Source organism: Amycolatopsis dendrobii (assembly GCF_014145675.1).
GTDB lineage: Bacteria > Actinomycetota > Actinomycetes > Mycobacteriales > Pseudonocardiaceae > Amycolatopsis > Amycolatopsis dendrobii.
Genome location: NZ_JACGZW010000002.1, coordinates 771023 through 793662 on the forward strand (window position 1 = coordinate 771023; position 22640 = coordinate 793662).

At 69.0% G+C, this 22640-nt stretch carries 19 protein-coding genes; 9 read left to right on the plus strand and 10 right to left on the minus strand.

What is annotated here, in order from left to right:
* Positions 1–392: 392 nt before the first annotated feature.
* The 3 genes from H4281_RS07695 to H4281_RS07705 form a co-directional block, all read right to left on the minus strand.
* The gene (locus tag H4281_RS07695; protein WP_182890123.1) at positions 393–1145 is read right to left on the minus strand and encodes an SDR family NAD(P)-dependent oxidoreductase; all 753 of its coding nucleotides are present in this window, start codon (positions 1143–1145) and stop codon (positions 393–395) included.
* 60 nt (positions 1146–1205) lie between these two features.
* The gene (locus H4281_RS07700) at positions 1206–1490 is read right to left on the minus strand and encodes a hypothetical protein (protein WP_182890124.1); all 285 of its coding nucleotides are present in this window, start codon (positions 1488–1490) and stop codon (positions 1206–1208) included.
* Between the two features lie 201 nt (positions 1491–1691).
* Complete coding sequence (locus H4281_RS07705; RefSeq protein ID WP_182890125.1) at positions 1692–2933, minus strand: PucR family transcriptional regulator; 1242 nt, start codon at positions 2931–2933, stop codon at positions 1692–1694.
* Between the two features lie 188 nt (positions 2934–3121).
* Between H4281_RS07705 and H4281_RS07710 the strand changes: the two genes are divergently transcribed.
* From H4281_RS07710 to H4281_RS07720, 3 genes are all read left to right on the plus strand, one after another.
* The gene (locus H4281_RS07710) at positions 3122–4561 is read left to right on the plus strand and encodes a class I adenylate-forming enzyme family protein (protein WP_182890126.1); all 1440 of its coding nucleotides are present in this window, start codon (positions 3122–3124) and stop codon (positions 4559–4561) included.
* A gap of 79 nt (positions 4562–4640) precedes the next feature.
* Positions 4641–6425 (plus strand): DUF3556 domain-containing protein, encoded by a 1785-nt coding sequence (locus H4281_RS07715; RefSeq protein ID WP_182890127.1) that lies wholly within the window; start codon positions 4641–4643, stop codon positions 6423–6425.
* Entirely contained in the window at positions 6422–7837 is a 1416-nt protein-coding gene (locus tag H4281_RS07720; RefSeq protein ID WP_182890128.1) for a phytoene desaturase family protein, read from the plus strand. Before H4281_RS07715 ends, H4281_RS07720 begins: the two co-directional genes overlap by 4 nt.
* A gap of 4 nt (positions 7838–7841) precedes the next feature.
* Here the strand turns inward: H4281_RS07720 and H4281_RS07725 are convergent, their stop codons facing one another.
* Positions 7842–9392 (minus strand): FAD-binding oxidoreductase, encoded by a 1551-nt coding sequence (locus H4281_RS07725; RefSeq protein WP_182890129.1) that lies wholly within the window; start codon positions 9390–9392, stop codon positions 7842–7844.
* 68 nt (positions 9393–9460) lie between these two features.
* Between H4281_RS07725 and H4281_RS07730 the strand changes: the two genes are divergently transcribed.
* The gene (locus H4281_RS07730; RefSeq protein ID WP_182890130.1) at positions 9461–10531 is read left to right on the plus strand and encodes a DUF6670 family protein; all 1071 of its coding nucleotides are present in this window, start codon (positions 9461–9463) and stop codon (positions 10529–10531) included.
* Here H4281_RS07730 and H4281_RS07735 read toward each other — a convergent pair.
* Positions 10512–11105 (minus strand): TetR/AcrR family transcriptional regulator, encoded by a 594-nt coding sequence (locus tag H4281_RS07735; protein WP_312872076.1) that lies wholly within the window; start codon positions 11103–11105, stop codon positions 10512–10514. The two genes, H4281_RS07730 and H4281_RS07735, sit on opposite strands and share 20 nt — an antisense overlap.
* A gap of 16 nt (positions 11106–11121) precedes the next feature.
* On the opposite strand from H4281_RS07735, the gene H4281_RS07740 reads away from it, so the two are divergent.
* Both H4281_RS07740 and H4281_RS07745 read left to right on the plus strand, forming a co-directional pair.
* Positions 11122–12075 (plus strand): alpha/beta fold hydrolase, encoded by a 954-nt coding sequence (locus H4281_RS07740; protein WP_182890131.1) that lies wholly within the window; start codon positions 11122–11124, stop codon positions 12073–12075.
* A 634-nt stretch (positions 12076–12709) separates the two neighbouring features.
* Positions 12710–14140 carry an APC family permease gene (locus H4281_RS07745; RefSeq protein WP_182890132.1) on the plus strand — a complete coding sequence of 477 codons (1431 nt, stop codon included), beginning with the start codon at positions 12710–12712 and terminating at the stop codon, positions 14138–14140.
* A 13-nt stretch (positions 14141–14153) separates the two neighbouring features.
* Here H4281_RS07745 and H4281_RS07750 read toward each other — a convergent pair whose 3' ends face one another.
* Entirely contained in the window at positions 14154–14384 is a 231-nt protein-coding gene (locus tag H4281_RS07750) for a hypothetical protein (RefSeq protein ID WP_182890133.1), read from the minus strand.
* Between the two features lie 133 nt (positions 14385–14517).
* Between H4281_RS07750 and H4281_RS07755 the strand changes: the two genes are divergently transcribed.
* A complete protein-coding gene (locus tag H4281_RS07755; protein ID WP_312872077.1) occupies positions 14518–15735 on the plus strand; it encodes a sensor histidine kinase in 1218 nt (405 codons plus the stop codon).
* On the plus strand, positions 15736–16401 hold the full coding sequence (locus tag H4281_RS07760; RefSeq protein ID WP_182890134.1) for a response regulator transcription factor: 666 nt from the start codon (positions 15736–15738) through the stop codon (positions 16399–16401).
* A 249-nt stretch (positions 16402–16650) separates the two neighbouring features.
* Here the strand turns inward: H4281_RS07760 and H4281_RS07765 are convergent, their stop codons facing one another.
* The 3 genes from H4281_RS07765 to H4281_RS07775 form a co-directional block, all read right to left on the minus strand.
* Entirely contained in the window at positions 16651–17250 is a 600-nt protein-coding gene (locus H4281_RS07765) for a MarR family winged helix-turn-helix transcriptional regulator (protein ID WP_182890135.1), read from the minus strand.
* A 101-nt stretch (positions 17251–17351) separates the two neighbouring features.
* Positions 17352–18707 carry an aspartate aminotransferase family protein gene (locus tag H4281_RS07770; RefSeq protein WP_182890136.1) on the minus strand — a complete coding sequence of 452 codons (1356 nt, stop codon included), beginning with the start codon at positions 18705–18707 and terminating at the stop codon, positions 17352–17354.
* A 13-nt stretch (positions 18708–18720) separates the two neighbouring features.
* The gene (locus H4281_RS07775) at positions 18721–20223 is read right to left on the minus strand and encodes a CoA-acylating methylmalonate-semialdehyde dehydrogenase (RefSeq protein WP_182890137.1); all 1503 of its coding nucleotides are present in this window, start codon (positions 20221–20223) and stop codon (positions 18721–18723) included.
* 122 nt (positions 20224–20345) lie between these two features.
* On the opposite strand from H4281_RS07775, the gene H4281_RS07780 reads away from it, so the two are divergent.
* Positions 20346–21899 carry a PucR family transcriptional regulator gene (locus H4281_RS07780; protein ID WP_182890138.1) on the plus strand — a complete coding sequence of 518 codons (1554 nt, stop codon included), beginning with the start codon at positions 20346–20348 and terminating at the stop codon, positions 21897–21899.
* Here the strand turns inward: H4281_RS07780 and H4281_RS07785 are convergent.
* Complete coding sequence (locus tag H4281_RS07785) at positions 21873–22607, minus strand: GntR family transcriptional regulator (RefSeq protein ID WP_182890139.1); 735 nt, start codon at positions 22605–22607, stop codon at positions 21873–21875. The genes H4281_RS07780 and H4281_RS07785 overlap by 27 nt on opposite strands.
* Positions 22608–22640 lie beyond the last annotated feature (33 nt).

Sequence of the window (22640 nt, forward strand, 5' to 3'; positions counted from 1 at the left end):
GGCTGATCGAGGCAGAGGCGGGGATCACGGCCCAGCGGAGTTCGACGGCGGGCGGGGCCGGGTGAGGACGGCGCGGCTGACGGAGTTGGCGCGACGCGGAGGGCAGGCAGCGGTCACCGAGCCGGGGTCGGTGGTGGCCCAGGGCGAGTCGAGGCGTGGCTGAGTCCGGAAGGGATGGGGGAGGGCCCACGGCGAACCGAAGGCGGATCAGGGAGTCCGGACAGAGTGGCTGCGGGAGTCGGCGCGAGATGGAGGGCTGGCCGGAGGCGGTGGGGAGGGGAAGCCCAGTGGGAGTCAGCGCAAAGAAGGGGCCGACTTCGACACGATGACATCCCCCGTGCGCGGGGGCTCCCGCCGAGTTCCGCGGGAGCCCCAGCGCACCCAAGAAGCGTCTACTGGGCCGTATAACCCCCGTCGGCCAGGATCTCCACCCCGGTCACATACGAGGATTCCGCGGAAGCCAGGAAGAGGATCACATCCGCGACCTCCTGCACCTCCCCAGTCCGCCCCATCGGCACGCCCTCGACCTGCTTCGCGCGCCACACCGGATCCGTGGAGCCTCGGGACGTCCGCATCGGGGGCAGCAAGCCGGGTGCTACCGCGTTGACTCGGATGCCGTCGCCCGCGTAGTGGACGGACGCGGTGGTCGTCATCGCCTTGATCGCGCCCTTCGAGGCGGCGTAGCCCAGGTGTACGCCGATCTGCCCGATGGACGCCGAGATCGAGGTCAGGTTCACGATCGAACCTCCGCCCCGGCCGGACATCGCCGCTGCGCCGTGTTTGATGCCCAGGAACACTCCGCGTGCGTTGACTTGCAGCAGGCGGTCATAGAACGCCGTGCTGGTCAGGTCGGGGTCGAAGGTGCCGCTGATGCCGGCGTTGTTGACCAGTACGTCGAGCCGTCCGTGGCGGTCCAGGAGGTCGGCGATGGCCGCGGTCCAGGAAGTTTCGTCGGTGACGTCCAGACGGCGGTATTCGGCCTGGCCGCCGTTGGCGCGGATTTCCTCGGCCACGGCGGTGCCGTCAGCGTCTTCGACGTCGGTGACGACGACCGTCGCGCCTTCGCGGGCGAAGGTCAGGGCGGTTGCCTTGCCCATGCCGCTCGAAGCGCCGGTGATCAAGGCGATCTTGTCGGCCAATCGCATGTGGGGTGCCTTTCGCTGGTGGGGACCCCAGTCTGACGTTCGGCCGCGCGAAGGACCGAATCAGGCCAGTTCGGCGGAGACGACCGACGAGAGGGCACGCAGGCCGTCCAGCAAGTCCTCGAGTGCGTCGGGGCTGACCAGGACGGTGCTGACCATGCTGCTTTCCCGGACGCCCTCGCGGACGTCGACGGACAGCTCGTGGATCAGCTTCCCGTGCTGGCTCAGCGTCGCGACCAAGGCGGGGATCTGGTCGATGCCGCCGACGAAGTACGTCGCGATCCGGCGGCGGACCAGCATGGCGGGCGCGGAGGTGTACGGGGCGGAGGAAAAGGTGCTCAAGGACATGGCGTACTCCGGGAAGAAGAGCTGGCGGGAAAGAGAAGGGCCAGGTCCCGAAGCAAAAACCGCATACCGGCATCGCGCGCCGGCAGCCTGGTTCAGCCGGCGCGCCGGGTTACGAGTCGCTCGGACGTCATGAGGAGCAGCACGGCGACAGGTTAACACGGCGTCGCGCGAAGGCAAAAGAATCCACAATGGACCGTCGGCTCAGCCGGGCTCGTTCCACGGCAGGCGCTTGCGCAGCAAAGTGGCCGCACGCAGGGCGACTTCCACTTCCAGCCGGTGTTCGGCGAGCGGCCGTCCGCACAGTTCCTCGGCCTTGCGGACGCGATAGTGAACGGTGTTCTTGTGCAGGTGCAGCCGGGCGGCGGCGTGCGTGTAGCTGCCGTCGGTGTCGAGGAAGACTCGCAGCGTCTCGCGCAGTTGCTCGGTGCCGGGGTCGTCGGCGACGAGGTCGCCGAGGACTCGCGCGATCCAGCGGTACACGTCGTCGGACTGTTCGGTGAGCAGGGCGGCGATCGCGACGTCGTCGAACAGGACGACGTTCTGGCTCTGGTCCTCGTTGGTTTCCGCGACTGCTCGCGCCCGGACTGCCTCGCGCAGGGAGCCGCGGAATCCGGCCAGTCCGTAGCCCGGTGCGCCCAGGGCCAGCCGCAGGCCGCCGCCGATGTCGGCCACGCCGGAGCGGAGGCGTTCTACCTCGATGTCGTCACGTTCCGTGCTGACCGTCCAGCTCCACAGCGTGCGGTCGTCGGCCAGCATGGTGAGGGCTGGGCCTCGTCCGCACACCTCCTGCAGCAACCGGGCGGCGGCCTGCAGTTCGCCCGCGCCTTCGGCGGGCAGCCACGCGACGGCCGCGCAGTGCCACTGGCGCATCGGGAAGGCGAGCAGTTGCTGGGCGGCGTCCTCGGTCAGCGTGTCCGAATCGAGCACCAGCCGGATCTGCGCCGCCCGGGCGGCCCCGGTGCGGCTGCTCCAGCGCCGGCGTTCGGTTTCGAAGATGTCGATCAGGCCCTCGATGACCTGGTCGATGTAGCGATTGGTGCGCCGCGCCAGTTCGGCGAGCACGCCGAGCGCGAGCTGGGTGTCGATGTTCGGCTGTCGTTCGAGCGCCTCGATCGCCCATTGCTCGAACCGGTGCTCGCCGAGCCGGTATGCGCGCAGCAGGGCTTCCAGCGACAACTCGTGCTGAGCGAACCGGCGCGCGTACTCGGCCGCGGCGGGCGGGACGGTGATCCGGTCGAGCGGGATGGAATGCGACAGCATGTCGAGGATCGCGACCAGATTCGCCGACGTGCTGGCGATCATGAGCTTGCGGACCGTCTCGTCGTGCCGGAATTCCGGGATCATCTCGACGAACCAGTCGGTGAGCTCGGTGGTACGGGCGGCGAGGTCGGCGTCGATGGCGTGCGCGATCTCGGCCACGACGGCGTCGACGGCGTCGGACATGGCGGTCAGGGTAGCCACCGGACCGCCTCGGCGACAGGCGAGCGGTGCCGTTCACCCCCTCGGTGCAGGCGGTTGTGACCCCGGCACAACGACCGGCGGAGCCTTCGGTTCTGCGGCCTATGGCCTGGGTCACTTCCCGTCCTTACCGTCATTTCCCACCTGAGCCGCCCTGGGAAAGGACTTCGACGATGCATCTCGCGGCGCTGCCTGAAGAACGGGCCCGGCGAAACCCGAACCGGCCGTGCCTCGCCGACGAACACGGCGAACTCGGCAACGCCGGATTCGCGGTGCGAGTGCGCAGCGCGGCCGCCGCGTTGCGGGCCCGAGGGGTCAGTGCGGGCGACGTCGTCGCGGTCCTGCTGCCGAATCGCGTCGAATTCGCGGTGGTGTTGTTCGCTGCCTGGCGGCTCGGCGCCGCGGTGACGCCGGTGAATCCGGAGCTGACCGACGGCGAAGCCTCGTTCCAGATCGCCGACGCGCAGGCGAAAGTCGTGGTGGGACAAGGTGATTCGAACCTGGTGACGATGCGGCTCGAGGAATTGGCGACCGCCGCGCCCGACGACGGTCCGGTCGCCGACGACGACCACGCGGTCGCGTTGCTCATCTACACCAGCGGCACCACCGGCCAGCCGAAGGGCGTGGTGCTCGACCACGGCAACGTGCGGGCGATGACCGAGATGATCGTCGACGCGCTCGAACTCGGCCCGGCAGACCACAGTTTGCTGATTCTGCCGCTGTTCCACGTCAACGGCATCGTGGTCAGCGTGCTCGCTCCGCTGCTCGCCGGCGGTCGCTCGACCATCACCGCGAGATTCCGCGCCGACGACTTCTTCGACACAGTCGAACGCGTCCGTCCGACGTATTTCTCGGCCGTGCCAGCGATTTACGCTCGGCTAGCGGGCCTTCCGGACACCGTGCGGCCGGACACTTCGTCGCTGCGGCTGGTGGTTTGCGGGGCCGCGCCGATGCCAGCCGAGCTGATCCGGCGCGTCGAGGAACGGTTCGGTGTGGTGGTCGTCGAAGGCTACGGACTGTCCGAAGGTACCTGTGCGTCGACGCTGAATCCGCTGGCCGGGCCGCGTAAACCGGGCACCGTCGGGCGTCCGCTGCCCGGGCAGGAAGTCGCGCTGATGGATCCGCAGGGCAGGCTGACCGACGGTCCCGGCGAGGTCGTGGTCCGCGGCCCGAACGTGATGCGCGGCTACCTCAACCGGCCCGAGGCGACCGCCGCGGCGATCGTCGACGGCTGGCTGCACACCGGCGATGTCGGGCGGTTCGACGAGGACGGCTACCTCGTCCTGGTCGACCGCATCAAGGACATGATCATCCGGGGCGGGGAGAACCTCTACCCCAAGGAGATCGAGAACGCACTGCACGCACACCCGGCGGTGCTGGAAGCCGCGGTGGTCGGCGCGCCGCATCCGGTGCTCGGTGAATTGCCCGTGGCGACTGTGACGCTGTACCCGGCCGCGGTCGTGAGCGAGGCCGAACTGCTTGACCATTGCCGGGCCCGGCTGACGCGGGTGAAGGTGCCGGTACGGATCGACATCGTGCCCGCGCTGCCGCGCAACCCGGTCGGCAAGATCGACAAGCCCGCGCTGCGTCGCGAACTCGCCGCGGCGGGCTGATTCCTCCCTGCTGAAAGAAGACCATCCGTGCCCGCATTGCCGGGTCCGGTCGATGCTGCCCGGAGAAAGGCGGAGAACAATGGGGTTCAAGACAGGGGACTTTCCCCCGGTCGATCCGGAAACCTTCCTGCGGAAGCCACTGTTCGAACGAACCAAGGCGCTCGCGCTGCACTGGGTCCAGTTCGGATTCGGCTCGCCCAAGATGATCCCGGCCACGTACGTGGTGAAACTGGTTTTCCTCTACGTGCTGGCCGGGGTGGCGCTGGCGACCGCGACGTCCGGCGTCGGCCCGTTCTGGGACGTCGCCGCGTGGTGGCGCGAACCAGTCGTTTACCAAAAGCTCGTGCTGTGGACGGTCTTCCTGGAAGCGGTCGGCGTCGCCGGTTCCTGGGGTCCGATCGCGGGCAAGTTCAAGCCGATGACCGGCGGGATCCTGTTCTGGGCGCGGCCCGGCACGATCCGGCTGCGGCCGTGGAAGCGGGTGCCGTTCACCGCGGGCGATCGGCGGAACGGCTTCGATGTGCTGCTGTACCTGGCTTTCCTCGCCACGCTGCTGACCGCGATCGTGCTGCCTGGTGTCCCGGACGCCGCGCTGTCGGCTGCGTTGCCGGGCAACACCTCGGGTCTCGTGCGTCCGGCGTTGCTGATCGCGCCGATCGTGCTGTACGTGCTGAATGGCTTGCGGGACAAGACAATTTTCCTCGCCGCTCGCGGTGAACAGTATCTGCCCGCGTTGGTGTTCTTCGCCTTCCTTCCGTTCGTGAACATGATCATCGCCGCGAAACTGCTGATCTGCATTGTCTGGATCGGCGCGGGCGTCTCGAAGTTCGGCAAGCACTTCACGAATGTGGTGCCGCCGATGGTGTCCAACAGCCCGTGTGTTCCGTTCCAGTGGCTGAAGCGCGCGCATTACCGGAATTTCCCGGACGACATCCGTCCGTCGAAGCTCGCGACGTTCATGGCGCACGTCGGCGGGACGACGGTGGAAATCATCACCCCGCTGGTGCTGCTGTTCTCCACCAATCACTGGGCCACGCTCGCCGGGGTCGCGCTGATGGTGGTGTTCCACCTGTTCATCACGTCCACGTTCCCGCTGGCGGTGCCGCTGGAGTGGAACATTTTGTTCGGCTACCTCGCGATCTTCCTGTTCCTCGGCTTCCCGGCGAGCGCGGGGTACGGCGTCGGCGACCTGACGCCGGGCTGGCTCGCCGTCGTGATCGCGGCCGCGCTGCTGTTCTTCCCGATCCTGGGCAATCTGCGGCCGGATCTGGTCTCGTTCCTGCCGTCGATGCGGCAGTACGCGGGCAACTGGGCGTCAGCGCTGTGGGCGTTCGCGCCGGGTGCGGAGGCGAAGCTGAACACGCTGCCGCACCGGCCGACGAAGAACCAGGTCGACCAGTTGCAGGCGATGGGCTATCCGGCGGAAATCGCGGAGATCACCATGCAGCAGACCATCGCGTGGCGGTCGATGCACAGCCAGGGCCGCGGGCTGTTCTCGGTGCTCGCGAAGAACCTGCCGGACCTCGAAACGCGGACGGTGCGCGAGGCGGAATTCGGCTGCAACTCGATCCTCGGGTTCAACTTCGGCGACGGGCACCTGCACAACCTCGACTTCGTCAACGCGGTGCAGAAGCGGGTCGGGTTCGCGCCTGGCGAGTGGATCGTGGTCTGGGTCGAATCGCAGGCCATCCACTCGAAGGTGCAGCATTACCAGGTGATTGACGCGGCGCTGGGCGTGATCGAGCGCGGCCACTGGACGGTGGCCGACGCGGTCGGCGAACAGCCGTGGCTGCCGAACGGCCCGATTCCGCTCACCGTCACCTGGACCGCGAGCCCGGCGACGACGAGCAGCGTGCTGGCATGACTGCCGCGGTGGTGGTCGGCAGCGGGCCCAACGGGCTCGCCGCGGCGGCCGTGCTGGCTCGCGCCGGGGTCGACGTGACGGTGCTGGAGGCCGCCGACGAGATCGGCGGCGGCACCCGCACCTACGAGGCGATCGTCCCCGGCCTGCGGCACGACCACTGCTCCGCGACGCATCCGATGGCGGTCGGCTCCCCGGTGCTGACCGACCTTGGACTCGACCGGTACGGCCTGCGCTGGCGGCTGCCGGAGATCGACTGCGTGCATCCGCTCGACGACGGTACCGCCGGGGTCCTGCGCCACTCGGTCTCCGGCACCGCCGCCGGACTCGGTCCGGACGAACGTCGCTGGTCAGCGCTGTTTTCTTCGCCCGCGCAGAACTACGACGCGCTGAGCGAGGACATTCTCGGGCCGCTGCTGCGAGTGCCGAAACATCCGTTGCTGCTGGGCCGGTTCGGGCTGCCGACGGTCGTGCCGGCGACCGTGCTGGCCCGCTGCTTCCGCACCGAACAGGCCCGCGCGCTATGGCTCGGGGTGGCGGCGCACGCGTTCCGTCCGCTGGATCGGCCGCTGTCGTCGGCGATCGGGCTCGGCATCCTCACCGCTGGTCATCGGCACGGCTGGGCGGTCGCCGAGGGCGGGTCGCGGGCGATCGGCGACGCCTTGGCCGCGCTGATAGCCGACTTCGGCGGGAAGATCGAGACCGGGGTGCGGGTGGCGTCGGTTTCGCAGCTGCCGCGGGCGGACGTGGTGGTGTGGGACGTCGGACCGAGCGCTCTCGCGCAGGTGCTCGGCGACCGGTTGCCGCCGCGGATCCGGCGAGCGTACGAGAGATTCCGTTACGGTCCCGGCGCGTTCAAAGTGGACTTCGCGGTGCAGGACGGGATTCCGTGGCGGTCGCCGGAAGCGCGTGCGGCCGGGACGGTCCACTTGGGAGGCTCGGCGGCGGAGGTCGCCGCCGGCGAACGTGAAGTACACAATGGACAGATGCCGGAGCGGCCGTTTGTGCTGCTGGGACAGCAGTATCTGGCTGACCCGTCGCGTTCGGTCGGTGATGTGCATCCGGTGTGGGCGTACGCGCATGTGCCGCACGGATACACCGGTGACGCCACCGAGGCGATCACCGCGCAGATCGAGCGGTTCGCGCCGGGCTTCCGGGAGCGGGTCATTGGTTCGGTGACCACGTCGTCGGCGGAATTCGCTGCGGGAAACCCGAATTTCGTCGGCGGAAACATCCTCACCGGCGCGAAAGACCTGCGGCAGCTGGTCTTCGGCCCGCGGACGACGTTGCAGCCGTATGACGCGGGTGTTCCCGGGCATTTCGTGTGTTCCGCGGCCACGCCGCCGGGACCGGGCGCGCACGGGATGTGCGGCAGTCACGCGGCGACGCGGGCGTTGCGGTACCTGCGGCGGTGACGGGTCAGCGGAGAAGGACGCCCGGGTTCAGGATTCCGGCTGGGTCAAGGGCGGCTTTCGCCGCGGACAGGGCGGCGGCGAACGGGTCCGGGCGCTGCCGGTCATACCACGGACGGTGGTCGCGGCCGACCGAGTGATGGTGGGTGATCGTGCCGCCGTGGGTCAGGATCGCTTCGGACACCGCGGTTTTCAGCTCGTCCCACTGCGCGACGGTGCTGCCCCAGCGGCCGGTCGCGTAGATGCCGTAGTACGGCGCGGGGCCGTCCGGGTACACGTGGGTGAACCGGCAGGTCACCACGCCCGCGCCGCAGATCTCGGCGATCGCCGCGTTCGCGGCTGTCGTGACCGCCTCGTGCAGGGACTCGAACGCGTCCCAGGTGCAGGCGGTCTCGAAGGTCTCCACCACCATCGATCGGCGGGCGAGGGCGTCGCGCTGGTACGGCATCCGCAGGAACGCCGATCGCCACGTCGAACCGGACTCGCCGCGGCGGGCGGTGACGGTGCCGCCGTGGTCCGCAGTCAGTTCGAGCGCGCGGTCCAGCCAGGCGTCCACCGGATGGCCGGCGGACTCGAACGCGAGCAGCAGCAAACCGTCTGCCTGGACGCCGGTGTTGAGGAACGCTTCGGCGGCGTCGAGCAGCCGGCAGTTCGCCGGGTACAGGCCGGACTGGGCGATCGCCCGGGTCGCTCGGACCGCGTCGGAGTACCGGGCGAAGCTGACTGACGCTTTCGCTTGCCACTGTGGGCGTTCTTGCAGGCGCATCCAGGCTTCGGTGATCACGCCGAGCGTGCCTTCCGAGCCGAGGAACATCCGATCCGGCGACGGTCCGGCCCCCGAACCGGGCAGCCGCCGCGACTCGCTGACACCGGCGGGGGTCACGACGCGCAGTGATTCGGCGAGGTCGTCGATGTGCGTGGCCAGCGTGGCGAAGTGGCCGCCGGCGCGGGTCGCCAGCCAGCCGCCGAGCGTGGAGTGCGTGAACGACTGGGGGTAGTGCCGCAGGGTCAGCCCGTGCGGGCGGAGCTGGTCCTCCAGCGCCGGTCCGTACACCCCGGCCTGGATGCGCGCGGCGCGGCTCGTCCGGTCGATCTCCACGACCTGGTCGAGGCGGCCGAGATCCAGTGACACCGCGGGTGCCGGGAACCGCGGTTCGATCCCGCCGACGACGGAACTGCCGCCGCCGTACGGGATTACCGGCGTGCCGTCGGTGGAGCACCAGTCCAGGAGGTCGAGCACGTCCTGCTCGGACTCCGGTCGCGCGACGACGTCCGGCACTGCTTCGACCCGTCCTTCCAGGTTCCGCACGACGTCGCGGAACGCCTTGCCGCGCGCGTGCGACAGCCGGTCGGCCTGGTCGGTCGAGCACAGCCGGGCCAGCGCGGTGGGCGGGCGAAGACGGGACGGCGGCACCGGCAGCTCGTCCGGCGCCGGCGGGGTGTGGTCGGTGAAGTCGTGGGCGGGCAGGAAGGCGGCGGTGCGCGCGACCAGCGCCGCTGTCTCTTCGGCGGTCAGCGCTTCCTCGACGTCGCCCCAACCCCACCAGGACCGTGTCATCCGTCTGCTCCCTTCCGAATTGACCCTTGGGTAACTTACTCTAGGGTAATAGTTGTTGAGGAGGAAAGATGAGCATGCTGACCGCTGCCGCCCCGTTCGTGGTGAACAAGGTGCTCCCTCGCTTCGACCAGCGGATCGAGGAGTCCGCGAAGCCGTTCGACCGCCCCGGTCTGCTGCGGCCGCATGCGGGCTCGCGGACCTGGGCGTGGACGCACTACGGCATTTTCGTGCCGGAACTGCCGCGGCCGCACCGCTACCTCAACACCATGACGCTGATCGGCAGCACCGGCGCGGTCTGTTTCGACAACGACTACCTCGCGACCTCTGACGCCCGCCGCACCACGACCGTGCTCTCCTCCACTGCCGCGCCGGGGCACCATCACTACCAGGCTTACGATTCCCGCACCGAATGCCGCTTCGCCGAGGACGGTTCGCGACTGGAGTGGGATTCGGATCTGGCTGTCGAAGCAGCGCATCCGTCGTATCAGGTCCACGCGCGGTACGCCGGATTCTCCGCGGACTTGGCGATCACCGCGACGCCGCAGGTCTCGTGGTTCGTGCGCAATCCGGCGTACGACCACTTGAGCTTGCTCGCCAGCTTCACCGGGATGATCACTGACGACACCGGTGAGACTGAGATCGGCGGCCTTTGCACTGTTGAGTACGCGCGATCTCTTTCGCCACAAGCACTTCGGCGTTCGCCATTGCCGCAGCGGTTCAAGTTGCCGATCGACTTCTTCACGTATCAGATCATCAATCTCGATGAGCGGACGCAACTGTTGCTCACCGATGTTCGCGCGGCCGGGGCGACGGCTTGCCGGCTCGCGCACTTGCGCACCCTTGACGGCGCCGCGGCGGTGTACCGGGAGGTGCGGGTAGAGGTAGCGCATCGGGCCAAGCCGGAGGTTGATCCGCGGGGGCGCGAGATGCGGGTTCCGGAGCGGTTCCGGTGGACGGTGCGGGATGGCGCGGAGGAGGTCGTGGCGGTGGAGGCGGTTGTGGACAGTCCGCTGCGGTACGGCCATGGGCGCGGTTATGTCGGTGCTTACACGTATTCTGGCGCGTTTCGGGGGCGGCCAGTGTCGGGGAGCGGGTATTTCGAGTGGGTGGACTGCGAAATCAGCCGCGCAGGGAGGTGAGGATGCGGGCGCAGCGCTGGGTGGTGGTTTCGGCGGGTTCCTCGGGATGCTCGAGCCACCAGGTGACCGTAGCGGCGACCGCGCCGTACCAGATGCGGGCGAACAGCGAGGCGTCGGCGGGGTCGGCGAAACCGGCTGAGGCCAAGGCTTCCTGGGTGCCTTCCGCGCCGAGTGCGGAGAGTTTGCGGCGGTAGGCGCGGGCCGCTTCGCCCACTGCGGAGCCCGGGGGCAGCGTCGGGTCCCAGAGGACGGCCCAGTCCAGGCGGCGGGGTTCCAGGGTGCGGAAGATCGCTTCCAAGGTGCCGAGGGCGCGGTCCAGGCCGGTGCCGGTTTGCGCTTCGGTGACGGCGTCGACGAGCGGGGCCGCGCCGCGGTGGAGGCAGGCCAGGTAGAGGCCGTCTTTGGACTCGAAGTAGCCGTATACCAGCGGTTTGGAAATTTCCGCCCGGCGGGCGATGGCGGCTACCGAGGCGTGGGCGTAGCCCTGGGAGCCGAACTCCTGGACGGCGGCGTCGAGGATCAGCCGCTCCCGTTCAGGACGCGGCATTCCCTTGCTGCCTGCCGAATTCGCCACCTCTCGAGCATAGCTGATGGGGTCCGCGGTGCGCTTCAGTCCATTATGGACGTTCTGGTGCGATGATCGGGTAGGCTGCTCACACGGGTCTTACGAGGCAGGGGAGCTTGCTGTGGCTAGTCATCATCTTGTGGTTGACGGCGCGGACATCGTTTACGACGTGCACAACCAGCCGCTCTCGGAGGGACGGCGGCCGTTGATGATGATCGGGCAGCCGATGGACGCCAGCGGGTTCACGACGCTGCTGTCGTTCTTTCCGGATCGGACGGTGGTCACTTACGACCCGCGGGGACTCGGCCGGAGCACCCGGTCCGACGGCAGCACGGAGAACCGGCCCGAGGTGCAGGCCGGGGATGTGCATGCGGTGATCGAGGCTCTTGGAGTGGGGCCGGTTGACTTGTTCGCCAGCAGTGGCGGGGCGGTTACCGCGTTGGCGTTGGTTGCCGGGTTTCCGGGGGATGTCGTGACCTTGGTGGCGCACGAGCCGCCCGCGATTTTCGCGTTGCCGGATGTCGAGGCGGCCAAGCGGGCCTGCGATGCGATGACTGAGGTGTATCTGGCCCGGGGATGGGGATACGGGATGGCTGCGTTCATCGGGATGACCAGTTGGACCGGGGAGTTCACTGAGGAGTACTTCGCGCAACCGGTCGCCGAGCCCGGGCAGTTCGGGATGCCCGCGGCGGATGACGGCAAACGGGATGATCCGTTGCTGTCCGAGCGGTCCCGGCCGGTTATTGATTACGTGCCGGATGTCGCTGCCTTGCGGGACGCGTCTACTCGGGTTGTGTTCGCGGTGGGGGAGGAGACTGGGGATACGTTTACCGGGCGGACTGTCCGGGCTCTTGCCGGTCGGGTCGGGTCCGGGGTGACTGTGTTTCCCAGTCATCACGGTGGTTTTCTTGGCGGGGAGCACGGGTATGCCGGGGAGCCGGAGGCGTTTGCTGCTCGGTTGCGGGAGGTGTTGGGGTGATTGCTCGTCGCCTGGCGGCGACATCGGCCCTTTGGTTGCGTGGGGCACCCCGTTAGCTCATTGTGCTGACGGTTCGGGGGTGCTTGTCAAGGCGGGAAAGATGCCTTGACAAGCACCCCCGAACCGCAGGGCGGCTTTGTATCGGGGTTGGGGGAGGGCTGGGTGCCTCGATGGGTGGGTGCAGTGGCTGCGGTTTGTTGCGCGGCTTGGGTGTGTGGGTGCGTGAGGGGGGCGGGGTGCGGTTAGCGCCCCAATGTGGCGTTGGGTGCGTGGGATGCACCCAATGTGGCGTTCGGTGCGTCTGGCGCACCCAATGCCACATTGGGGCGGATCCCGGCGGGCGGGTGTTGGGCGGCGGTCTGTGAAGGGCTCCTTGAGGAATCCTGTTCCGTGAGGGGCCCCTTGAGGGAATCTAGGGTCGGGAAGGGGGCCTTCACGCGCGGTGGCGGGTCGGTGCGGGGAACCCTGAGGCGATCAGAGTCGATGAGGGTTCCCCGCACGGACCTCGGGGAGGCGGCGGGGGTGCGCGGATTGGCAAGACCTCTGCCTGCGGCGACAAGGGCGATCGGGTGCTCGGCAAGCACACTGGGACGCTGCGGGGCAACGGGAGCCTCGTGCGGATCGGGAGGCCTGGATGGCACAGCAGTCGACACCGGAGGCTGTCGGAGGGCAGCTTCGCGCTAACGCGCTTGGCACTGGCGGGATCGCGTTTCTCGTGCTCGCCGCGGTCGCGCCGTTGACCGGGATGGTGGTGATCGCGGGGCTCGGGATCGCGCTGGGCAATGGCGGCGGGATGCCTGCGTCGTTCCTGATCGCTGGGATTGTGTTGCTGCTGTTCGGTGTCGGGTACGCGCGGATGAGCCGGTACGTCTCCAACGCTGGTGGATTCTACGCGTATCTTACCGCGGCGTTAGGGCGTCCGGCGGGGCTGTCCGGGGCGTTTGTGGCGTTGGCTGGGTATAACTGTTTCGTGGCGGGGGCGGTGGGGACTTCCGGTGCGTTGACGGGGGGCGTGGTCAACCGGGTCTTTCATTTGGACTTGCCGTGGGAGTTTTGGGCTGCGCTGTCCGTCGTCGCGGTGTTTTTGCTGAGCCGGCGCGGGGTGGACGTTTCGGCGAAGGTGCTTGCGGTGTCGCTGATCCTCGAGGTCAGCATTCTGGTCGTGTTCGACGTCGCGGTGCTCGTGAAGTCCGGGTATTCGCTCAGTGCGTTGTCGCCTGCGGTCGTCACGTCGGGATCTATTGGGCTTGGGTTGTTGTTTGCTGCCACCTGCTTTATCGGGTTCGAGGCGACTGCGTTGTTCAGCGAGGAAGCGCGCGACCCGAACAAGTCGGTGCCGCGGGCTACCTACATCGCCGTGATCGCGATCGGGGTGTTCGCGGCGGTTACCTCGCTCGCGTTGGTGAGCGCGATCGGGGTGGAGAACGCGAAATCCGTGGCGCAGGATCATCTCGCGGCGGGCGACCTGCTCCTTGCTACCTCGCAGGACGTTCTCGGGACCGTGCTTACCGATGCCATGCAACTGTTGCTCGTGGTGAGTTTGTTCGCCGCGTTGCTGGCGTTGCACAACTCCGCTAGCCGGTACATCTACGCGCTTGCGAGGGACGGTGTGCTGCCGAAGGTATTGGGGCATACGGTTTCCGGTACGCCGCGTAATGCCAGTGCGGCGCAGATCGGGTTCGCGACACTGGTGGCCGCGGTCTTCGCGGTGCTCGGGCTGGATCCGGTCGCGTTTCTGACGTCGTCGATGACTGGGTTCGGGACGTTGGCGATCCTCGTGTTGCAGGCGATGGCGTCGATCGCGGTGGTGGTGTTCTTCCGGCAGCGGCGGGATCCGCATTGGTGGAGCACGTTTGTCGCGCCGGGGCTGGGCGGCGCGGGGCTGATCGGGGTGATTGTGCTGGCGGTCCTGAACTTTCCGACGATGGCGGGGTCCGACGCGGCGTGGATCGGGTTGCTGCCGTGGTTGCTGCCGATCCTGATTGTCGCGGGGCTGGCGATGGCGGAGTATCTGCGGCGGAAGCGTCCGGAGACTTATGCGGCGCTTGGGCCGGAAGTGCATTGAGTCTGAAGTGGACTCAGCTTTTCGCCTTGGTGCGGTCGTGGGCCCAGCCGGCCAGGGCCATTCCGGCCAGGGTCAGCACGACCAATGCGGCGAGCTGCCCGCCCCAGCCGCCGGGGACCCAGTCGATGATGCCCCACAATTGGCGCGCGTCGTGGTCGAAGAAACTGCGGATCGCGGCTTGTGCGGAGACGACGGTGATGACCATTCCGACGATCTGCACTGCTGAGTAGCCGCCCTTGCTCATGTGTTCTCCCTGAGTTCGTGGTGCCCTCAGTGTGTCGGCCGCGGCTGCGGTGCGCATCGGACCTGCGGAGTCAACCTGGGCCGACCAAAGTCGGGGGTTACTACTTTGGTCTAGGGCGCGGAGTGTGCCGTGGGTGGCTGCACAGCGACGGCCGATCGGCGAAGATGGGCTGGTGATCGTTTCGCAGGTCAAACTCAAGCCGTGGCAGCACGGGTGGCGGCTGGTCGTGGCCGCGCTGCTCGGAGCGGTTGCCTGGCTGGCGGTCGCTTCCTCGCTGCCGCCGGGATACGAGGACCTGCGGACCGAGTGGCTGCTCTTCGGGGATCCGGTCATCGGGCTCGGCTGTCTGGTCGCGTCGATGTGGCGGCGGAGGTATCCGCTCTCGGTCGCGACGGGAGTGGTGATCGTCTCGGCGGTGTCGGCGTCCGCCGGGGGAGCCGCGCTGCTCGTGCTCGGGTCGCTCGCTACTCGGCGCCGGCCGCTCGAGACCACCTTTATGGCGTTGGCGTGCGTCGGTACCGCGGCGGTCACCGAAGGGCTCTACCCGCGCGGTTCCGATCCGGATCCGTGGTGGCTGTCCCTTTCGTTCATCGTGTTGATCACCGGCATCGTCGTGGCGATCGGGGCGGCGATCGGGGCGCGGCGCGAGGAGTTGCAGTCGCTGCGGGAACGTGCGGAGAGCGCGGAACGCGAGCAGGTCGCGCGGGCGGCTGAGGCGCGGATCGTCGAGCGGCACCGGATCGCACGCGAGATGCACGACGTCCTCGCGCATCGGGTTTCGCTGGTCGCGATGCAGGCTGGGGTGCTGGGGCATCGCACCGATCTGCCGCCTGCGCAGGCGTCAATGCTGGCCAGGGGGATCGCTGACGGCGCACATCAGGCGCTGGAGGAGCTGCGGGAGGTGCTCGGGGTCCTGCGGGCCAGTCCGGGCGGGCTTGAGCCGCCGCAGCCGTCGCTGGCGAATCTGCCCGCGTTGGTCGCGGACGCGCGGGCGCTCGGGGTGAACGTCGCCTATACCCCGGAGTCGGTCGGGACGCCGCCGGATCTGCTTGCGCGCACGGTGTACCGGATCGTCCAAGAAGGACTGACCAATGCCGGAAAACACGCGCCTGGAGCCGAAGTGTGTGTCACCGTTGCGGGAGGAGAGGGCGAGGGGCTGCGCGTGACGGTGCGGGATTCCGGCGCGACGAAAAGCGTGACGCCGCCGCCGTCGGCCGGGTTCGGGTTGCTGGGGCTTTCCGAGCGGGTCGAGCTCGCCGGCGGTGAACTTGACCATCACGCGGACCCGGACGGCGGGTTCGTGCTGACCGCGTGGCTGCCGTGGCCTGCCCGCGGCGAAGGGAGCGAGTGAGTGGACCGGGTGCGGGTCGTGATTGTCGACGACGATCAGCTGGTGCGGATGTCGTTGCGGCTGATGCTCGACGGCGAAGCCGACCTGGAGGTCGCGGGCGAGGCCGCGGACGGCGACGCCGCGATCGCCGAGGTCCGCCGGCTCCGGCCGGACGTGGTGCTGATGGACGTGCGGATGCCCGGCCGCGACGGGCTGAGCGCGACCGAAGCGATCCTCAGCTGGCCGGACCCGCCGCGGATCCTGGTGCTGACCACGTTCGATTCCGACGAGATGGTGCTCGGCGCGCTGCGGGCCGGCGCGCTCGGGTTCGTGCTCAAGGACACCCCGCCGCCGGACATCCTGGCCGCGGTGCGCGCGGTCGCCGACGGGAACCCCGCGCTGTCCCCGGCCGCCACCAGCCGGTTGATCACCGCGGCGATGGGGCCGCAGTCGTCGGAGACCCGGCGCGCCGCGCGGGAAGCGGCTCAGGCGCGGCTGGCCGCGTTGACCGAACGCGAACGGGACACCGCGCGGGCGATCGCGGAAGGGCTGTCGAACGCCGAGGTGGGCGCGCGGCTGCACATCAGCGTGGCGACCGTGAAGGCGCACACGAGCAGCCTGTTCGCGAAGCTCGGCGTGGTGAACCGGGTGCAGATCGCGCTCGTAGTGCGCGACAGCGAGGAATAGCCAGAATTAGCGACGGAATGCGAATGCCTTCACTATGGCTGGAATTATTCCTGCGGTAATTTACACCGGGTTCGAGCACATCCGCGAGGAGCTCGGTTCCGTTTTCGGGCAAGCGGTTTACGGTGTGCTTCCGGACGTCGAACGCGTCGATCTCCCTCCCGCGGAGGAAAGAGGAGCGATGACCTTCGCTGACAACACCGACTCGTTGACCGCCGCGGCAGGCGCTCTGACCGGTCGCTGTGCGGTAGGTCAGGCCGTCGCCTGCTCGTGTTCTGGGCAGTCGGTGCGCAATTCGGTCAGTGCCAAGGGTTTCCGCATCAGGTGGCAGTGGTGCGGGGCTTCCGGGTCGGGGTGCTCGTTCGGTCCGAAGAACCGGCACGTCGTGCACACCCGGGCGACGCTGATCGCACCGCTGCGCTGCAGGTCCGCGATCACCCGCAACAGCGTGTGCAGCGTCGTGGCCCGGTCCTGCTCCGGCAGCGCGGCCAGCGAGCCCACCAGCTGTTCGTCCCATGCCGACAACTCGGCGGAGACCTGGAAGCCGCGGGCGGTGAGGGTGAGCAGGCGGCGGCGTCCGTCCGAACCCGGTGAGCGGGTGAGGAGTCCTTTGCGTTCCAATGCGCTTACCGCGTCGGACATCGTCGGCGTGGTCACGTCGAACTCCGCGGCAAGTGCGTTCACCTCGCGACGCGGAGCGGGATGGCGTGCCAGAGACAGCACCGCTTGTTGCTGCAGCGGCGAAAGGCCCTGAGTGCGGGCGCTGCGCTGGGAAAGCGCGCGCAGGCCGTTCCCGAGCCGCTCGATGGCGTCGGCCAGCCGCCGGTCGAGGCCGGGTTCGTGCTCGGGCATGCGCGCCGCCTCGCGGTTAGGACTCCTTGTCACCATGATAAGCGACGGCACGGAAGAAGGCCGGGACCAGACGGTCCCGGCCTCCTCCCTCGCCAGGTGGCTCAGACGAGTTTTTGCGCTTCGAGCAGGGTGTCTCGCAGGATCTGTTCGATTTCGTCGAACTCCGCCTGTCCCGCGATGAGCGGCGGGGCGAACTGGACGACGACGTCGCCCCGGTCGTCCGGACGGCAGTAGAGGCCGCGGTCGAACAGCGCGCCGGGCAGGAAGCCGCGGACGAGGCGTTCCCGCTCGTCGGCGTTGAACGTCTCGCGGGTCGCCTTGTCCTTGACCAGTTCGACCGCCCAGAAGTACCCGTCGCCGCGGACGTCGCCGACGATCGGCAGGTCCAGCAGCTTGTCGAGCGTCGAGCGGAACGCGTCCTGGTTGTCCAGCACGCGCTGGTTGAGGCCCTCGCGTTCCATCAGGTCGAGGTTCGCGAGCGCGACCGCGGCCGACACCGGGTGCCCGCCGAAGGTGTACCCGTGCGGGAAGCCGACCTTGGGACCGAGGAACGGCTCCATCACCCGGTCGGACGCGATCATCGCGGCGATCGGGCTGTAGCCGGAGCTGAGGCCCTTGGCGCAGGTCAGCAGGTCCGGCTGGAGGCCGAACTTCTCGCTGGCGAACGTCGTGCCGTGCCTGCCGAACGCGCAGATCACCTCGTCGGCGACCAGCAGCACGTCGTGCCGGTCGCAGATTTCCCGCACCCGGGCGAAGTACCCGGGCGGCGGCGTGAGGCAGCCGCCGGAGTTCTGCACCGGTTCGAGCACGACCGCGGCGACCGTGTCCGCGCCCTCGAACAGGATCGCTTCCTCGATCCGGTCCGCGGCCCAGCGGCCGAACGCTTCGAGGTCGTCGGCGAACTCCGGATGCCGGTACAGGTTCGTGTTCGGCACGCGGAAACCGCCAGGGGCGAGCGGTTCGAAGTCCTTCTTCATCGCGGGCAGCCCGGTGATCGCGAGCGCGCCGTGCGGGGTGCCGTGGTAGGCGACCGCGCGGCTGATCACCTTGTGCTTGCCGGGTTTTCCGGTCAGCTTGAAGTACTGCTTCGCGACCTTCCACGCGGACTCGACCGCTTCGCCGCCGCCGGTGGTGAAGAAGACGCGGTTGAGGTCGCCCGGTGCGAGGTGCGCGAGCCGTTCGGCCAGTTCCGCCGCGGGTTTCGTGGCATAACCCCAAATCGGGAAGTACGCCAGCTCATTCGCCTGCCGCGCGGCGACCTCGACGAGTTCGCGGCGGCCGTGCCCGGCCTGCACGACGAAAAGCCCGGCGAGCCCGTCGAGGATCTTGCGGCCGCGGTCGTCCCACACGTGCACGCCCTCACCGCGGGTGATCACCGGGACCGGCGAGTCCGGGTAATTTCCCATGCGGGAGAAGTGCATCCAGAGATGCCGGGCCGCTGCTGACTGAGTGTCCATCGCTGATCCCCTCTCAGACGTTCCGCGGGAAGCCGAGGTCGAGCCCGCCCTGCTCCGGGCCCGGCCAGCGGGTGGTGACGACCTTGGCGCGGGTGAAGAAGTGCACGCCCTCGCCGCCGTGCGCGTGGGTGTCGCCGAACAGCGAGTTCTTGCGGCCGCCGAACGAGTGGTAGGCCACCGGGACCGGCACCGGCACGTTCACGCCGACCATGCCCGCCTCGACGTCGGCGGAGAACCGGCGGGCCGCGCCGCCGTCGTTGGTGAAGATCGCCGCGCCGTTGCCGTACGGACCGGCGTTGATCAGTTCGATCGCTTCGGCGAACGTCTCCACTCGCACCACCGAAAGGACCGGGCCGAAGATCTCGTCGGTGTAGATGGGCATGTCCGGGCGGACGTGGTCGAACACCGTCGGGCCGACGAAGAACCCGTTGCCGTCCGCGTCGAATTCGCCTTCGCGGCCGTCCAGCACCAGCGTCGCGCCTGCCTCGGCACCGGCGGCGATGTAGCCGGACACTCGGTCCTTCGCCGCTTCGGTGACCAGCGGGCCCATGTCGCAGCTGCGGGTGCCGTCGCCGGTGACCAGCGTTTTCGCGCGGTCGGCGATCCGCGGCACCAGCGCGTCGGCGACGTCGCCCACAGCGACCACGACCGACACCGCCATGCAGCGTTCGCCCGCGGACCCGAAACCGGCGCTCACCGCCTGGTCGGCGACCAGGTCGAGGTCGGCGTCGGGCAGCACGACCATGTGGTTCTTCGCCCCGCCGAGGGCCTGGACGCGCTTGCCGTTCGCGGTGCCGGTCTCGTAGACGTACTGTGCGATCGGCGTCGATCCGACGAACGAAACCGCCTCGATGTCCGGGCTGTGCAGCAACGCGTCGACGGCGGTTTTGTTGCCGTGCAACACGTTGAACACGCCTTCGGGCAGACCGGCTTCGCGCCACAGTTCGGCGAGCCAGTTCGCGGCGGTCGGCACCTTCTCCGACGGCTTCAGCACCACGGTGTTCCCGGCCGCGATCGCGATGGGGAAGAACCACATCGGGACCATGGCGGGGAAGTTGAACGGCGAGATGATCGCGACCGGGCCGAGCGGTTCGCGCAGCGACGTGACGTCGATGTCGGTCGACGCGTTGGCCGTCGCCGCGCCCTTGAGCAGTTGCGGGATGCCGCAGGCGAACTCGACGACCTCCAGGCCGCGCGCGACTTCGCCCGCCGCGTCGGAGAGCACCTTGCCGTGCTCGGCGGTGATGATTTCGGCCAGTTCGGAGGCGCGCGCGTCGAGCAGTTCGCGGAACCGGAACAGTACCCGGCTGCGCTTGGCCAGCGAGGTCTTGCGCCAGGCGGGGAACGCGGCTTTCGCGGCGGCGATCGCGGCCTCGGCGTCGGCGGCCGAGCCGAGCGGCACGCGCGCGGTGACCTTCCCGGTCGCCGGGTTCGTGACGTCCCCGTAGCCGTCCGGCGAGCCTGCTGCCTCGCCGCCGGCGATCCACTGGGACAGCGTCGGCACGGAATCGCTCATCGAGCCACCTTTCTTCCTGGTATTCGCCCTCTGAGGGTGCCTCCCGGACGGGTCGCGGGTAACCGACGAATCGTCGGTTTGCCAGGGTCCGGCTTTACACATTGTCGGGTTATCCTGACCTCGTGCACCTGACCCTGCGAGACGTGCTCGAGCTGCCCGTGATGGCCGCCGGGGCGCCGGTTGTGCGCTCGGCGGCGGACGCGGTCGACGTGCCGGTGCGATCGGTGCACGTGAGCGAGCTGAGCGACGTCGCCGGGACGCTGACCAGCGACGTTCTGGTGCTCTCCATCGGGAGGGCGTTCACCGAGCCGGGCTTCGACGCGGTCGCGTACGTCCGGTCGCTGCGGGACGCCGGTGCGATCGGGCTGGTCGTGGAGCCGGGGCAGCATCTGAAGTCGTTGCCCGACGCGCTGGTGCAGGCCGCGCGCGCCGCGCGGTTTCCGCTGGTGGAGCTGCGCAGCACGGTCCGCTTCATCGAGGTGACCGAGATCGTGCACGCCCGGATCGTCAACGCGCATTACGAGCGGTTGCGGCTGGCCGAGCGTGCGCACGAAGCGTTCAGCACGGTCGGCTCGGCTTCGCAGGCGCCGGACGCGGTCCTCGCGCACGCGGCGGACTTGATCGGGCTGCCGGTCGTGCTGGAGGACCGGACGCATCGGGCGCTCGCGTTCGCCGGCGTCGGTTCGGCGGAATCGCTGCTGCGTGATTGGCCGGCCCGGTCCCGGCGGGTGCCGTTTTCCGCGGCGACCGAGGTCGGCGGCCCGGAGGGCTGGATGTGCACGCCGGTGGGGCCGCCGCGCGAACGCTGGGGCCGGCTGGTCGTGCCCGCGCGGTCGGCGGAACAACCGGCGGCGTGGATGGTGCTTGAGCGCGCGGCCGAGGCGTTGACCGTGGGGAAGCTGCTGGAGCGTTCGCCGCTGTCGGTGGAAATCGAGGCACAGGGCGATTTGCTGCGGGATCTGCTGCACGGCGCGGACGAGGGTTCGGTCCGCGCGCGGGCGCGGGCGTTGGGGCTGGGCGCGGCGGCGTACTACGCGGTGCTGGTGTGCCGTCCGGTCAAGGCTGGGCAGGAGCGGGCGCTGCTGGACGCGGTGCTGACCAGTGACGGGATCGGCGGCGTGCTGGCGGAGGGCCGGGTGGCGGCGGTGTTCCCGTGTTCCTCGGCGGCCGCGGAAAAAGCGTTGCTGGCGCGCGTGGTCGCTGGGGTCCCGGCTGGACTGGCGGCGGCGTTCGGGGCGGCCGGGCCGGTGCGCCGGCTTGGCGAGCTACCGGCGGCGTTGCAAGAGGCGGTGCATGTCGCGGACGTCGAATCGCCTGGTGCGCCTGGACTTCGGCGGGCTGGCGACCTGGGGGTGCGCGGGCTGTTGTGGTGGTTGCGGGAGCATCCGCGGCTGCACGAGTTCACCGAGGCGCAGCTGCGCCCGTTGCTGACGCTGCCGGAACCGCGGGCCAGCCGGGCGTTCGCGACGTTGCGGGCGTTTGTCGAGTCGGGGTACTCGATGACGGAGTTCGCCAAGGCGTTGAACCTGAGTCGTCCGGCGGCGTATTCGCGGTTGGCGACGATCGAGCGGTTGCTCGGCGTGGACTTGTCCGATCCGGACACTCGGCTTTCGTTGCACCTGGCGGTTTTGGCGCACGGGCACCGGGATTCAGCTTCCGGCGCCCCAGCGCAGTGACAGCCGGTCGGCGGCGCGCTCGGTGCTGATGTGCATCATGCTGCCGAGAATGGTCGCGCGGTCGATGACGACGATCGTGCCGTCCGGGGTGCTCGTGGTGCGCTCGCTGACCAGGACCGGGGTGCTGACCGGTTCGTCGAGCAGCCGGGCGAGCTTGTCGTCGAGGGCGTCCGGGCGGATGGTTTCCGCGGCCCGATCCACCATGATGTCCAGTTCGGACAGTGCGGTGTAGAGCGAAGTGGTGGTGAAATCGGTGTCCCGCAAGCGTTCTCCGTGCGGCGGAGCGATCCACGAAACCTGGTGGATCGCCCGGCGGCCGCCGAACTCGCGCACTCGTTCCAGTCGCAGACCGGAATCCGCGGCCCGTGCTTGCAGCCGGGCGGCGATGCGTGCGGGCAGCCGTCGTACCGACTGGCTGACGACCTCGGTGCGCACGACGTAACCCTGATCGCGCAAGTCCTCGGTGAAGCTGCGCAAGGAGCCCAGCTGGTACGAGGCCGGTGTCGGCGCCACGAAGGTGCCGCGGCCGGGTTGTTGCACGATCAGGGCTTCGTCGCTGAGTTCGCGCAGCGCCTGCCGGAGCGTCATGAGCGTGACGCCGTAGGACGCGCTGAGCTCCCGCTGCGGCGGCAGGGCCTCGCCGGGCGCGTACTCCCCGGCACGGATCTTCGCGGCGAGATCCGCGGCGATCGCTCGGTATCGGGCCATGCGCGTCCGTTCTGGTCCGGTTCTGCGGGGACC

Coding starts and splice junctions, on each gene's coding strand:
- H4281_RS07770 (WP_182890136.1), bottom strand. CDS start 18,707: ATGGACACTCAGTCAGCAGCGGCCCGGCATCTCTGGATGCACTTCTCC.
- H4281_RS07700 (WP_182890124.1), bottom strand. CDS start 1,490: ATGTCCTTGAGCACCTTTTCCTCCGCCCCGTACACCTCCGCGCCCGCC.
- H4281_RS07745 (WP_182890132.1), top strand. CDS start 12,710: ATGGCACAGCAGTCGACACCGGAGGCTGTCGGAGGGCAGCTTCGCGCT.
- H4281_RS07720 (WP_182890128.1), top strand. CDS start 6,422: ATGACTGCCGCGGTGGTGGTCGGCAGCGGGCCCAACGGGCTCGCCGCG.
- H4281_RS07740 (WP_182890131.1), top strand. CDS start 11,122: ATGGGGTCCGCGGTGCGCTTCAGTCCATTATGGACGTTCTGGTGCGAT.
- H4281_RS07725 (WP_182890129.1), bottom strand. CDS start 9,392: ATGACACGGTCCTGGTGGGGTTGGGGCGACGTCGAGGAAGCGCTGACC.
- H4281_RS07710 (WP_182890126.1), top strand. CDS start 3,122: ATGCATCTCGCGGCGCTGCCTGAAGAACGGGCCCGGCGAAACCCGAAC.
- H4281_RS07785 (WP_182890139.1), bottom strand. CDS start 22,607: ATGGCCCGATACCGAGCGATCGCCGCGGATCTCGCCGCGAAGATCCGT.
- H4281_RS07715 (WP_182890127.1), top strand. CDS start 4,641: ATGGGGTTCAAGACAGGGGACTTTCCCCCGGTCGATCCGGAAACCTTC.
- H4281_RS07695 (WP_182890123.1), bottom strand. CDS start 1,145: ATGCGATTGGCCGACAAGATCGCCTTGATCACCGGCGCTTCGAGCGGC.
- H4281_RS07750 (WP_182890133.1), bottom strand. CDS start 14,384: ATGAGCAAGGGCGGCTACTCAGCAGTGCAGATCGTCGGAATGGTCATC.
- H4281_RS07705 (WP_182890125.1), bottom strand. CDS start 2,933: ATGTCCGACGCCGTCGACGCCGTCGTGGCCGAGATCGCGCACGCCATC.
- H4281_RS07765 (WP_182890135.1), bottom strand. CDS start 17,250: ATGCCCGAGCACGAACCCGGCCTCGACCGGCGGCTGGCCGACGCCATC.
- H4281_RS07730 (WP_182890130.1), top strand. CDS start 9,461: ATGAGCATGCTGACCGCTGCCGCCCCGTTCGTGGTGAACAAGGTGCTC.
- H4281_RS07775 (WP_182890137.1), bottom strand. CDS start 20,223: ATGAGCGATTCCGTGCCGACGCTGTCCCAGTGGATCGCCGGCGGCGAG.